General features: G+C 71.1%; 7 protein-coding genes. 3 read left to right on the top strand and 4 right to left on the bottom strand.

Going from position 1 to position 14,061, the window contains the following annotated elements; genetic code table 11:
- Positions 1-14: 14 nt before the first annotated feature.
- Positions 15-1,757, bottom strand: a complete 1,743-nt coding sequence (locus WME90_RS28115; protein WP_437275096.1) for a glycoside hydrolase family 5 protein — start codon at positions 1,755-1,757, stop codon at positions 15-17.
- Positions 1,758-2,656: 899 nt separating this feature from the next.
- On the opposite strand from WME90_RS28115, the gene WME90_RS28120 reads away from it, so the two are divergent.
- Positions 2,657-4,564, top strand: a complete 1,908-nt coding sequence (locus WME90_RS28120; protein ID WP_437275097.1) for a DUF4215 domain-containing protein — start codon at positions 2,657-2,659, stop codon at positions 4,562-4,564.
- 153 nt (positions 4,565-4,717) lie between these two features.
- On the opposite strand, the gene WME90_RS28125 is transcribed toward WME90_RS28120, so the two are convergent.
- Positions 4,718-5,944, bottom strand: a complete 1,227-nt coding sequence (locus WME90_RS28125; RefSeq protein ID WP_437275098.1) for a sigma-54-dependent Fis family transcriptional regulator — start codon at positions 5,942-5,944, stop codon at positions 4,718-4,720.
- Positions 5,945-6,103: 159 nt separating this feature from the next.
- Between WME90_RS28125 and WME90_RS28130 the strand changes: the two genes are divergently transcribed.
- Entirely contained in the window at positions 6,104-8,227 is a 2,124-nt protein-coding gene (locus WME90_RS28130) for an ATP-binding protein (protein WP_437275099.1), read from the top strand.
- A gap of 77 nt (positions 8,228-8,304) precedes the next feature.
- On the opposite strand, the gene WME90_RS28135 is transcribed toward WME90_RS28130, so the two are convergent.
- The gene (locus tag WME90_RS28135; RefSeq protein ID WP_437275100.1) at positions 8,305-9,393 is read right to left on the bottom strand and encodes a Kelch repeat-containing protein; all 1,089 of its coding nucleotides are present in this window, start codon (positions 9,391-9,393) and stop codon (positions 8,305-8,307) included.
- 51 nt (positions 9,394-9,444) lie between these two features.
- Positions 9,445-10,131 carry a hypothetical protein gene (locus tag WME90_RS28140; protein WP_437275101.1) on the bottom strand — a complete coding sequence of 229 codons (687 nt, stop codon included), beginning with the start codon at positions 10,129-10,131 and terminating at the stop codon, positions 9,445-9,447.
- 310 nt (positions 10,132-10,441) lie between these two features.
- Between WME90_RS28140 and WME90_RS28145 the strand changes: the two genes are divergently transcribed.
- Complete coding sequence (locus WME90_RS28145; protein ID WP_437275102.1) at positions 10,442-13,978, top strand: AgmX/PglI C-terminal domain-containing protein; 3,537 nt, start codon at positions 10,442-10,444, stop codon at positions 13,976-13,978.
- The last annotated feature ends 83 nt before the right edge of the window (positions 13,979-14,061 follow it).

Consider the following 14,061-nt stretch of genomic DNA (forward strand, 5'->3'; position numbering starts at 1 on the left):
ATCAGCGGCTCGGCCTACTTGAGGCGGGCGAGCATGTCGACCTTCTCCTTGTCGAGCTCGGTCCAGGTGCCCCAGCCCGACTTGTCGGCGTCCGTGTACTTGTGGCCGTAGATACCACCCGTATCACCCGACTCGGGGTTGATGGACCAGTACGTGAAGTCCGTCATCTTCTTCTTGATGAGGTAGTCCACGTACATGTTCTGCCACTCCCAGTCGTAGCGCTTGCCGGCAGGCAAGTGCGCCCACATGGTGGCCAGCCCCGGGTCCATCTCGTTCTTCGGCCAGTCCTTCACGCCGCCGAACTCGCCGGTGAGCACGCAGAACCCTTCGTCGTGCAGGTACCCGAAGTGCTCGTCCCACTGCGCTTCCATCTTCGCGACAGCCTCGGCGTTGCTCCGCTCCAGGATCAGGCCGCACTTGGCCTTGGCGGCCTCCTCGTCCTCGAGCCCCTTGCACTCGGGCTTGGACTGATCGACGTGCTGCTTCTGAACGTACACTGCAGGCCCGTAGGTGTGGGGCGAGAAGCAGAGCCGATTCTTGGGGACCTGGATCGGGTAGTCCCGCTGTCCGTACAGGTTCTCACCCCAGTTCGGGTTGAGCTCGGTGTCGCCGTGGGGCTCCGGCTCCAGCGTCAGGCCGCTGGCGCCCGCGGGCTGGTGGCTGCCGGACACGCCCTGGACGACCGCGATCATGTCGTCATTCTCCTCGGCGATGACGTCGTAGCAGGCCTTGGCCATGTCCGCCCACTCGGGCCAGCTGTACTTCCACGGCTCGTTGAAGCAATCGATGCCGAGGATGTTGTTGATCCCGAGCTTCTTGGGCAGCTGCGCGATCTTACGGATGTCCGCGAGCCACTTGTCGTAGTTGTAGGCGTCCTCGCCCTCTTTGCAGTTGTAGTCGTCCGCCTTGTAATCGTAGTTCTCGCGGTTGCTGTCCACGTACGGCGGCGCATCGTCGAGCCTGCCCTTGCGCCACCCGATGTGGTTCGAGCAGGAGTGGATGCCGATGATGACGTTCAGCTTGGCCTCGTTGGCCTGCTTGAGGAAGTCCTCGAGCGCCTCGTAGGCGTTGGCGTACGGGTAGACGTCCGGGTTGTTGTTCTTGATGCGGGGCGTCTCGATGCTGTAGTCGCCGTCCGGGTGGTTGGCGATCAGGGTCTGCGGCGCGATGGGGAGCCGGATCGTGTTGAACTTGAGGTTGGAGCTCGTGAGCTCCTGCATCGTCTGCTTGATGGTGCGCGGGGCGCTGGCGTTCGCCCACCACATCGACCCGATGAAGAGCTCCATGGCGCCGGGACGCTCGAGATCGTCTTGTCCCTCGAGCCCGAACCAGTTGCCGCCGCGAACCTGGAACTCGGCGCCGCCGTCCGTCAGGCGGCCGTTCTTTGTATTGATCCGGAACCTACCGTTCGGCGAGCCATCGGTCTCCGGCGTGGGATTGTGGTCCGGGTTGCCGCTGCCGGCGCCGCTCGGGATTCCAGCGCCCGCGCCGCTGGTGGTGTCGCTGCTGCCCGTCGAGCTGCCCGCGCCGCTGCCGTTGCCGCTGCCATTTCCGCTGCCGTTGCCGCTGCCGTTGCCGCTGCTTGCGCCGCTGCCGTTGCCGCTGCTTGCGCCGCTGCCGTTGCCGCTGCTGGCGCCGCCGGAGCCCGAAAGCCCCTCCCCGCCCGTCGCGCTCGAGCCGTCACCGCCGCAGGCGATGCCCATCAGACCGAGGGCGGCGAAGGAACACAAGAAGATATGGCTTCTTCGGATTCTCATAGGTTCGTTCTTTCGTTAAGCACGACTTCAGAGCACGGCGCACTGCTTCGAGCGACAACCCCCAAGGCCCGTCCTTAAGACAATCAAAGCCAGATCAACGGTTGGTCGCGCTCGACAGTCGACCCTGCGCAGAATTCGCAATCAAGCAACACCGACGGGTTGCCAACCGGGCCCGCATGTTACCCGCCGCCAAACAGAGGGTCAAGACGAGACGCACCCGCGGTGCCTGGACCGATTATCGATATGGCGGTGTTTTTCCCACGACGGTGGATCGAAGGAGGCGCTCTCCTCCAACGGGATCCTGCAGGAACGCTGCACGATACGACCACCTCCACGAGACGCTTGACTTTCAAATGGCGCCTGAATCGTCGAGCTGCCCGGACGCACCGTGCGCCCACCACACGCGAGGCGTCATTTGCCAGGCGCACAGCGTCATTCGATGGGCGCGAAGCGTCATACACCAGGCGCACAGCGTCAAATGCGACGAGACGGGCCATCATCGGAGCTCGTCAATGGGAGAGGCCTGTTGAGAGGCCGCGACTCGCCAGGATGCCTGTCACTGGAGCACGCGATGCGTCGACGCGTCGACGCGCTGCTCCGGCGTTCATCGGGTCGAGTCAGACGATCGCAGCACGCACTCCAGGTCCGGTGACGGGCCGGCCGCGCTGCGAGGAAGAGCGAGCCGGCCGGCGCGCGAGTCTACGTCCCTCACGCGGTCCGCTCTCGGGGGAAAGAGACGCTGTATCAGGATTTGTTCGCGCCGAGGAGAGTCGCCTTTATCCAACAGCCCTGGAGGCGGCGGCTCGCGCAGGAAGCGCTCGAATTCAGGGCACCAGCGTGGGAGACTGTCGCCAATTCACGCATCCCGAGAGGTCCCGGGCAACCGGAAGGAGCAGGTCATGCGTCCTCGATCTTCGTGGCTTGGTTCGACGATCTTCATCACGAGCTGCGCCGCCCTGGCGGCGAGCTGCTCTGCGAGCAACGAGCGCCCCGCCGGAGGCGCTCGCCCGAGCGACGGGGACAATCCCACCACCAGCACCGGCGGCGATCTCGGCGACGGTGACACGACGGGGAGCGGATCGGACATCGGCATCGGCGACGACGTCTTCCGTTGCGGCGACGGGAGCCTGACAAACGACGAGGCGTGTGACGACGGAAACGCCGTGGGCGAGGACGGCTGTGCGGCGGATTGCCGCTCGGTCGAGCTCGGCTGGTCGTGCCCGCTGCCCGGGGTCGCCTGCACGCGCATCGCCCGCTGCGGTGATGGCGCCGTGGTGTTCCCGGAGCTCTGCGACGACGGCAACACCGGCGCGGGCGACGGCTGCTCGCCGAGCTGCAAGGTGGAGGTGGGCTTCAAGTGCAGCGGCAGCCCGAGCACCTGCACGCCGACGACCTGCGGCGACAAGACGCAGGAGGGCGCGGAGAGCTGCGAAGACGGCAACACGATGCCGTTCGACGGCTGCTCCTCGAGCTGCCAGGCCGAGCCCGATTGCTCCGCTGGCTCCTGCGCGTCCCGCTGCGGCGATGGGCTCGTGCTCGGCGAGGAGTGCGACGACGGCAACAACATCGACGGCGACGGCTGCTCCGCGACGTGCACGCAGGAGCCGGGCTACACCTGCACCGTTCCCCAGCCCTCGGGATCGATGGCCGTGCCGGTCGTCTTCCGCGATTTCAAGGAGGCACACCCCGACTTCGAGCCGGATGGTCCCGGCCGCAGCACGCCGGTCTTCAACATGGTCGCGCAGCGGCTCGACGCCGAGAAGAAGCCGACGTACATGACCACCGCAAACAGCCTGGTCAATAGCGCGCAGACCTTCGGCCAGTGGTACCACGACGTGCCCGGCACCAACAGCACCACGGTCACCACCCTCACGCTCTGGGATACCGGCGACGGCCGCTTCGTGAACCGCTGGGGCGAGGACGGCGAGCAGTGGACCCTGCTGTCCCAGGAGAGCCAGCACTATTGCGGCAACGTGGGCAACGAGGTGAACGACGAGGAGTGCACCTCGTCGGCCCAGGCCACCCCGCAGTGCGGCGACATCCACAGCGAGGAGTTCCACAGCTGCGAGGTGCGCGGCGGGGTCTACTGGGCGAGGTATATCGAGGAGACCTACGACGGCAACCCGCTGTTCTTCCCGGTCGACGACGATCCGTTCACCCCGGCGGCCGAGCGCGTCGCGGCCGACATCTTCCCGAGCTACGGCGGCGGCAACTGGCTGAAGGAGCAGGGCAGCCCGAAGCACAACTTCCATTTCACGAGCGAGATCCGCTACTGGTTCCAGTACAACTCGGGCGAGCAGTACGAGCTCGACTTCACCGGCGACGACGACGTGTGGGTGTTCATCAACGATCGCCTCGCGGTCGACGTCGGCGGCATCCACAGCGCCGTCAACGGGCGCCTCGTCATCAACGCCAACGGGGGCGGCAGGGTCACCTACGCCACGGAGGAGAACGACAACATCCAGCCGCGGAACGTCGACCTCGGCCTCACGGACGGCGGCGTCTACCAGATCGCCGTGTTCCACGCCGAGCGCCAGACCGCGGCGTCGACGTTCAAGCTCACGCTGCAAGGCTTTGCGACGGCGCGCAGCGAGTGCAAGCCGATCTGCGGCGACGGCGTCGTCAGCCTGGGCGAGGAGTGCGACGACGGGGTGAACGACGGCGGCTACGGCGAGTGCGCGCAGGACTGCAAGCTCGGCGAGTACTGCGGCGATGGCGTCGTCCAGGCCGTGGAAGAGTGCGACGACGGCAACAACCGCGACGGGGACGCCTGCGGCAGCGGCTGCCGCAACCTCATCCCCCGCTGATCCGGCGGAGGGGCGCCGCCCGGCGCGATCCGCGACGGGATCTGCCCGGGCGCCCCCGACGGCTGACGGCGAGCGCCCCGCTCAACAGCAGCTCCCGAGCTCCGTGGAGCCGATCTCGACGCGGCTCCCGCCACCGCGCGCGGGCCCGCCGGCTCAGGCCCCCCACGCCGCGAGATCGCTCGGCGAGCGCTCCGAGGCTCCCGGGTGTGCCGGCACCACCATCCGCACCGGGGGCGGCGCGCGCGCGGCGACCCCCGCGCCGGGCGAGAGCGTGAGGCACAGCTCCCCGCCCGCCGGCCTCGCGCGGAGCGTGAGGTGCACGGCGCCGTGGCGCGCCGCGCGGATGGCGCTCAGCAGGACGCGAAAGAGGTCGCGCGCCAGGGTGTTGTGGTCTGCCTCGACGATCATGGGCTCGAGCTCCTGGACGTTTGTCGTGACGTCGCAGACGGCCGACTCGACCTCGAGCAGGTCCGCGAGGTCCCGGATCAACGCGTCGAGCGCCACCGGGCGCGGCGCGCTCGCCCCGTCCAGCGCGAGCGCTCGCCACAGCGCGGCGCAGCGCCGAAAGCGGCGCAGCACGGCCGCCGCCAGGTGGAGCAGATCGCGCGTCTGGGTGAGCAGGCTCCCGGCGAGCTGATCCGCGGCGATCTCCACCCTGAGGCGCGCGGCCGCGCGCGCCTGGAGGATGTCCTGGAGCAGCCGCCTCAGGTCCTCCATGGGCACCTCCCGCGCGGTGAGCACACGATCCATGTCCCGCTCGAGCCGTACGGCGACGAGCTCCATCTCGATGGCGTGCGCGGCGCAAAGGAAAATTTCGCGGAGACGCCAGCCAATCTCGGGTCTCCTGACCGAGATGCTGAGCACGCCGACCACCGCCCCATCGCCGTCCCGGAGCGGGAGCCCGTGGCACGTGAAGGCGTGGAATCCCTGAATGAAATGCTCCGGCCCCACGAGCTCCGTATACCCCTCTTCGGCGAGCGCCGTGCCGACGCCGTTGGCGCCGCAGGCGCTCTCCTCGAGCAGCGCCCCAGGACCGGGCACCCGCTCGGGACCGTGGATGGTCTGCTCGTCACCGTGGATATCCAGGAGAACCGCTTGTGCGTCCCCCACCATGATCGCATGGCGCTCGTCGCCGGAGGCCCGGCTGAGCGCGTGCAAGTAGGGCCCGGCAGCGAGGATTAGCTCTCGGTGCTGCTCGCGCAGGCGCTCGGTGTCGAGCGCGCTCAGGAACTCGGCCTTGGGACGGCGCGGATCGGCCCCTCCCCCATGAGAGCGCACCCAGGCGCGGTGCACATGGGGACGCAGCTGCTCCGTGCTCAGGGCGCCGATCGAGCGGTAGAGGCGTCCTGCCTCGAGCGCTGACTCTAGCCACGCTACCATGAGCCCACCTCTCGTTCGAGCGCGCGGTCGCGTCCGCCGTCCGTGATCCTGCGCCCGGGGATCTTCCATGGTGTGTACCCTCGAGATCCGTCGAGGGGCGAGCTGCGAGGAAGTGAGCTATTTCAATTCTCCATCCTCCCAAAGAAGAGCGCGACCCATATGCAGGCACCTACCGTCCTGATCGTAGATCATGACGATGCCCAACGAGAGGAGATACGCCGCACGCTCGAGGCCGCAGGGCTGCGGGTCGAGCTGGGGGCGACGATCGCGGAGAGCTTGCGAGGAGCCCGAGAACGGCCGGACCTGGTGCTCCTCAACATCGATCTTCCGGACGGCGAGCGGTGCGAGCTCTGCCAGCGCGTCCAGGAGGCGCTGGGCACGGCAGCCACCCCGGTGCTGCACACGAGCCAGTCCCGCGCGGCGGTCGATCAGCCATCGACGTTGAATTCAACGTCGATGCTCGGTTCGGCGTCCGGCTTGACGTTCGGCTCGGCGTCCGGCTTGACGTTCGGTTCGACGTCCGGCTTGACGTTCGGTGCGACGTTCGATTGCTGTCGCGCCGGCTCGCGCGCATGGCCGATCGAGAGCCGTCTCCTGGTGACGACCGTCCGCGCTCTGCTCTCGGCGCGCGCGGCGAGCATCGCGCGCGCCGAGAGCGACGAGCGGTTCCTCGCGACCTTCGATCAGGCGGCGGTGGGGATGGCCCACGTCTCCCTGGACGATCGCTTGCTCCGCGTGAACCCGAAGCTCTGTGAGCTGCTCGGATACACCCTCGGGGAGATGATGGCGCTCCGGGCCCAGGATCTCCGGCACCCGGACCACGCGGAGGGAGCGCTCCGGCACGTCCATGCGCTGGGTGATGGAAAGATCGCCTCCTCCACCGCCGAGGAGCGATGCGTACGGCGGGACGGCTCGATGCTCTGGGTCGCTGTCACGCGCTCGCTCGCCCGCGATCGCGCGGGGGCGCCCCTCTACATCGTCGAGGTCGTGAACGAGATCGAGCGCCGAAAGCGGGCCGAGGAGGCGCGGGAGCGGGCCCTCGCCTCCGAGCGCGTCGCGCGCATCCGGGCCGAGCTGGCGGAGGCGCGCATCGCGCGCCTCCAGACGTTCACGTCGGAGCTCTCGCGCGCGGTGACGCCCCAGGAGGTGGCCGAGGTGGTCCTCTCGCTGGGGCTCGCCGCGCTGCACGCCGACGCGGGGTATGTCGCGCTCCTCGCTGAAGACGACATGATCGATGTCCTCCGCGCCCCCGGCTACCCCGAGGACATGCTCGATCTCCTGCGCCGCATTCCCATGTCCGCTCGCCTGCCCGTCGTCGACTGCATCCGCGCCGGACAGCTGCTGATCTTCGACTCGCTCGAGGCGCTTCACGCTGCCTATCCCGACGCGCCGAACAGCGCCTGGGCCAAGACGCGGATCTGCATCCCGCTGACGCTGCGCGACGTGACCTTCGGGGTGCTCGGGGTCACGTACGTCGAGGCCTGTCGGATCAGCGAGGACGACCGGCGATTCATGACGACGCTCGCCCTGCAGTGCGCGCAGGCCCTCGAGCGCGCGCGCCTCTATGAGGCCGAGCAGCGGGCGCGGCGGCTGCGCGAGGAGGCGCTGGCCATCGCGGCGCACGACCTCCGGAACCCGCTGTCGTCGATCATGTTGGCCGCGTCCTTGCTCGAGCGATCGGCCCCGGCGGACGCGGCGGGACAGCCGATCCGCGGTCGAGCGCAGCAGATCAAGCGCGCCGCGGAGCGCACGATCGCGATGCTCGGCGAGCTGCTCGACGCCGCGATCATCGAGGCGAAGGGCCTGAAGCTCGACATCCAGCCGTGCGAGGTGGGCTCGCTCGTCAATGAGGTCGTCGAGATGCTCGCGCCGCTCGCCGAGCAGAAGCAGATCCGGCTCCGCCCCGTCCTGCCGGAGAGCGCCTTGCGGCTCAGCTGCGACCGCGGCCGCATGCTCCAGGTGCTGTCGAACCTCGTGGGCAACGCCCTGAAGTTCACCTCCGAAGGACGCGAGATCACGATCGGCGCGGAGCTCCACGGCGCCGGTGTCCGCCTGTCCGTCAGCGACACGGGCATGGGGATCAGGCCCGAAGACCTCCCGCGCCTGTTCGATCGCTACTGGCAGGCGCGGGCGACGCGCTGCACCGGCGCGGGGCTCGGGCTGTACATCGTCAAGGGCATCGTCGAGGCGCACGGGGGACAGATGTCGGTCGACAGCGAGCTCGGCGAGGGGACGACGTTCTCCTGTACGATCCCCGCCGCGCGCGAGACCCGAGGAGGGTAGAGCGCTCAGCCCCGTGTCCGGCGGTGGGCACGACTCCAGCATAATGGAACCGGCTCCAACCGAGGGACACAGGAAGATCACCGCGCCACGTCGACGGACTCGACGGAGGTGGTCAGCTCGTTGTCCGCCGTGGATCGCCCTCCGAGGACGATCACCTCGCCGCCGCCAGGACAGAGCAGCGGGCTGAAATACCGCGTGAACTCGGGGGATCCCGCGGGCTCCCAGCCGTCGCCCGCCTCGTTGAGCCGGAAGAGGCCGTCGGCGAAGTTGACGTAGAGGTCCCGCTCGTCGTTGCACGCCGTCGCGCCGAAGCCCGCAATCGGGATCTCCGAGGGGAGCGCCGGGCCCGGCGACCAGGTCTCGGTCTTCGTGTCGAACTGGTAGACCTCGCTCGAGAACGCCATCTCCTCGCCGACGCCGCCGAGCGCATAGATCGTGTCACCGCGCCTCGCGACGCCCAGCGAGCGGACCGCGAACGGCGCCTCGGGCATGGGGACCCACGCCGCGTCGGGCGTCGACAGGTCGAGCGAGGCCCCTGTGGTCAGCAGCTCGCCGGGGCCCGCGAGCGTCCAGCCCGCCACGACGTACAGCCGGTCGCCCACCACCACGGCCCCGTGCCCGGAGCGCCCCTCCGGCATGTCCGGCATGGCCGACCACTTCCCTTCGCGCGGATCGTAGCGCTCGACCGTCGCCACCGAGGTGAGATCCTCGGGCTCGCCGGCGGCGTTGTCCACGCGAAGGCCGCCAATACGGTAGATGAAGCCGCCGTGGGCCACGAGCGCCATGCTCTCCAGGTGCCCCGCCACCCCGAGGTCCTCCCAGGCACCGCCCTGCGCAAGGGAGAGCCGCCGGAACGCGGTCGACTGGTGTTCGGCGGCGAAGCCTCCTCCAAGGTTCCCCCCGTACGTGTAGATCGTGTCGTCGACGAGGACGGCGCCGAAGGAGCTGACCGCCTCGGGCAGGTCGGGATAGGGGTGCGGGGGCTGGGCCCGCGGTAGATCGAGCTCCCTGGCCTCCCCCGTGGGGACGGTGGGCAGCGGGCGGAACCCGGCGGCCGTCTGGACCGGCCGTATCTCCTCGTCGTCGCCGCAACCCAGGGCTATCAGGACGCTCGCCGTGGCGAGAATGCACCGTGTGAACGGCAGCGAACGTTTCCTATGAGACATCGTGACGGATCTCCTTTGCAGTGAAAGCATCGATCGCCGTGGGTATCCCCCTCAGTCGACCACGGCGCCATGGGCGATCCAGCGACGGACCGTGTCTTTCTCGTCGGCCGAGAGCGGCTTCAGCGTCGGCGGCATCCCGAGGCCACAGCCCTCGGCGCACGAGACGAGCCCGCACTCCAGCGTTCCATCGATCTTGTGCATGAGATAGCTGTGCTCCGGATCCCCCGGAGCGACGCGCCTCATGCCGGACGCCTCGCCGGAGTCGACGTCCACGTTCTGCGCCTGGATGGCGGCGAGCTCCGTCGCGCTGACCTGCGCGGGCGGCGTGCCCGCGGTCGGGCCCAGGTAGGGCCGCGTCGGGTCGCCGCGCATGTCGGCATGGCAGGCGGCACCGGTCGCGCACGAGCGCTGCAGGAGCGGCAGCACCTCCGTCCGGAACTCCACGGTGCGCCCGGCCTCGAAGCGCGTGTAGTCGTGGCAGAGCGCGCCGCCCTGGCCCGCGCTCCCGGCGCCTCCCCCCTGAGCGCCGGCGCCGCCTTCGCCGCCAGCGCCGCCGCTGGCACCGGCGCCGCCCTCGCCGCCGTCGAGCGTGCGCTCGGGGTCGCCGCGCGAACCGCCGCCGCACGCCGCGGCCGCCAGCGCCAGCAGGAAGACGGGGATGATCCTGCGGCGCCGCGACGGTGCGCCCGACGCGCGCAGCGAGGTGCGCTCGGCGGGTAAGAGGCTCAGGAGCTGCATAAGCAGCGCTGCAATCTAGTTCAAGCGCACGCTGCACACTACAGCGCGGCGCATCGACCGCTCTTCGTCAATCTGGTGCTGAGCGTTGGCGTGATCCCCCGCGCGGCGCCGCTATGGCTCGCTCCTCCGCAAAGATGCAAGTCCCCTGCATGCCCCTGCACGCCGCACCGACCGCGCCGAGTGGCTCGCCGCTCGGCTGCGGTCGCCGATGCGGGAACCTCCCGCGCGCCCGGGTTGTCGATCGCCCTGCCCCACCGCCGGCGGGCCCGCGCTCAGGCTCGGCCCGCCGCGCCACGATCGGAGATCCCCTGTGCTAAGAGCCCTCCTCCGCGGCCGCGCGGCGCTCGCCGCGATCGGTGTCCTCGTCCCCGCGCTCTCCAGCTGCGCCGACAGCCCCTCGCGGCCCACCTCCCCCGCCGCGCTCACACGCGGGCCCGGGCCGGCCGCACCGCGCCCCCTGGCCGCCGCGCCGGCCGTCGCGGCGCGCCGCGCAGAGGACGCGCCGATCCGGCTCACCGCCGCGGACGGCACCGGGCTGCGCCTCGTCGCGCTCACCGGCCGCGCGGTGATCGAGGCGCCGCTCGCGCTCGCCGAGCTGCACCTCACCTTCGAGAACCCCGAGGATCGCGAGCTCGAGGGCACCTTCAGCGTGACGCTGCCGCGCGGCGCGAGCCTCGGGCGCCTCGCCATGAAGATCGGCGATCGGTGGCAGGAGGGCGAGGTGGTCGAGCGCCAGCGCGCGCGCGAGGCGTACGAGGATTTCCTCCACCGCAAGCAGGATCCCGCGCTGCTCGAGCAGGCGGCGGGCAACGAGGTGAGCGCGCGGGTCTTCCCCATCCCGGCGCGCGGCGTGAAGCACATCGTGCTGTCGTACTCCCAGGAGCTCGGCCCGGACGCGCCCTTCACCATCCCCTTGCGCGGCCTGCCCACGGTGAGCCGCCTCGATCTCGAGGCCACCGTCGCTCGCGCCGCCGCGCCCGTCCACGCGCTGCGCCGGAACGACGCCGCGCCCGAGGCCGATTTCGTTGTGGATCCCGCGCGCATCGAGGCGCGGGGCGGCCTGCGCAGCGGCGGGCTCGTGCTCGCCCGCGTGCGCGCGCCGTTCGAGGAGCGCGCGCGGCCCGATCCGCTCGCCTCCGCGGTGATCGTCGTGGACACGAGCGCCTCGCGAGCGCTCGGGCTCGAGGAGCAGCTCGGCGTGCTCGCGGCCGTCGCGCGGGCGGTCGCCCAGGCCGGCGGCCCGGACGCGCCGCTCGCCGTCGCCTGCTACGACCAGGCCGTCACCCCCCTCTTCGACGGCGCGGCGTCGGCGTTCGGCGAGGCGGAGATCGCGCGGATCCGCGAGCGGCAAGCGCTGGGCGCCTCGGATCTCGGGCGCGCGCTCCGCTGGGCCGGCGAACGCGCGCGCGCCCGCGGCCAGCGGCGCGTGGTGGTGCTCTCCGACGGCATCGCCACCGCGGGCGAGGTCGCGCCGGGCGCGCTGCGCAGCGCCGCGGCGGCGCTGCGGGGCGCGGGGGTCGAGCGGCTCGACGCGGTCGCGCTCGGCGGCCTCCGCGACGACGCCGCGCTCCGGCAGCTCGTCGCGGCGGGCCTGCCCCGCGACGGGGCCGTGGTCGACGGCGCGCGCGGTGCGGCCGAGATCGAACGGCGGCTCGGCTCGGCCACGCGCTCGGGGATCGCGGTGAACGTCGAGGGCGCGCGGTGGGTCTGGCCCCGCACCCTGAACGGGGTGCAGCCCGGCGACGAGACGCTCGTGTACGCGGAGGTGCCGGCCGAGCTGCCCGTCCGGATCACGGTCGACGGCCGCACCACCACGCCCGACCTCCGCAGCGTGGAGCGCCCGCTGCTCGAGCGCGCGTGGGCCCGGGCGAAGATCGACGATCTCCTCGCCCGAGAGGCCGCCGCGGGGAACCAGGGCACGATCCGCGACCAGATCGTCGACCTCTCGATCACGCACCGGGTGCTGAGCCCGTACACCGCGCTGCTCGTGCTGGAGACCGAGCACGACTACGCGCGGTTCGACATCGCCCGGCGCGGCCTCTCGGACATCCTGACCGTGGAGGGTGGCCACATCGCCGTGCAGAGGCGCTCGCGGCCGCAGGCCGACAAGCCGCGGGCCGACGCGCCGCTCGCGAACCCGAGCGCCAGCGCTTCGCCTGGCACGCGCGCCGACGTCGCCCCCGCCCAGGCTGCCGACGCGTCGCCTAGACCGAGCGCGGGCCGGCGCCCTGCCGCCGCGCCGCCGGCTCCTGCCGCCCGCGAGGACGTCGACTACGCCTTCGGCGCGGACCCGCTCGGGGCGTCGGGCGCCGGCGCGAGCACCGGCGGGCTCGGGCTGTCAGGCGTCAGCGGGGGAGCCGGCGGGCTCGGGCTGTCGGGTGTCGGCGAGGGCGGCGGCGGTCGCGGCGAGGGCATCGGCCTCGGCGAACTCGGATCCGTTGGCCACGGCAGCGGGGCCGCGGCGCCCGCGCCGATCGCCGCGTCGGCCACGGGTGCCGGCCAGGGCTTCGGCAGCGGGCACGGCCGCCTCGGCGGTGCCCACAGGACCACGGCGCCGATGGTTCGCATGGGCGCCACCCAGGTGAGCGGTCGCCTCCCGCCGGAGGTGATCCAGCGCATCGTCCGCCAGAACTTCGGCCGCTTCCGCCTCTGCTACGAGCGCGGGCTCCAGCGCGACCCGGACCTGCAAGGCCGCGTCGTCGTGCGCTTCACCATCGACCAGCGCGGCGCGATCGTGAACGCGCGCGACGGCGGCTCCGATCTGCCCGACGGGACCGTCGTCTCCTGCGTGGTCCGCGGCTTCCACGACGTGATCTTCCCCGCGCCCGAGGGCGGCAACGTCGACGTCGTGTTCCCGATCCGGTTTTCGCCACCGAGCGTCGTGCCCGCGCCGGCCGACCCCGACGCCGCGCCCCCTCGAGTCGATCCGTATACCGGCCGCTTCAAGCAGATCCAGGACACCCTCGCCCGGGGCGACGCGCCGGCCGCGGCGCGCGACGCGCGGGCCTGGCACGCCGAGGCCCCCGGCGACGTGCTCGCGCTCGTCGCGCTCGGCGACGCGCTCGAGGCGGCGGGCGACGCGCCGGGCGCCGCACGCGCGTACGGCTCGCTCATCGATCTGTTCCCGGCGCGCGCGGACCTCCGCCGCTTCGCCGGCGCGCGCCTCGAGCGGCTCGCGGGCGGCGCCGGCCTCGAGCTGGCGGTCGACACGTACGAGAAGGCGCGCGAGCAGCGCCCCGACCACCCCTCCAGCCACCGCTTGCTCGCGTTCGCCCGCCTCAAGCGGGGCGAGCACGCCGCCGCCTTCGACGCGCTCGCGGCGGGCCTCGCGCGCCGCTACCCGCCGGGGCGCTTCGCGGGCGTGGAGAGCATCCTGCGCGAGGATCTCGGCCTTGTCGCCGCGGCGTGGATCAAGGCGGAGCCTGCGCGCCGCGCAGCCGTCCTGGCCCGCCTCGCGAAGGCAGGCGCCGCGCTCGAAGCCGCGCCCTCGCTCCGCTTCGTGCTGAACTGGGAGACCGACGCCAACGACGTCGACTTCCACATCCGCGACGATCGCGGCGGCCACGCTTATTACGACAGCCCGACGCTGCCCAGCGGCGGGCGCCTCTACGCCGACGTGACCACCGGCTATGGGCCCGAGTGCTTCACCATCCGCGCGCCCCGGGAGCGACGGGCCAGCCGTTACACCCTGCAGGCGCACTACTATTCGCGAGGGCCGATGGGCTACGGCATGGGCAAGCTGCAGATCGTCGATCACGATGGCAAGGGCGGCTTGACCTTCGACGAGCGCCCCTTCGTGGTCATGACCGATCGGGCGTTCGTGGAGCTCGGCGCCGTCTCGCGCTGACGCGGCCTCCCTTTCCCCGCCCAGCATCAGCATTCACCAGGCTTCCCGCCGCGTTCTCCTACATCCGAACGTTTACGTTGGTG

The sequence above is a fragment of the Sorangium sp. So ce375 genome, assembly GCF_051473855.1.
GTDB lineage: Bacteria > Myxococcota_A > Polyangia > Polyangiales > Polyangiaceae > Sorangium.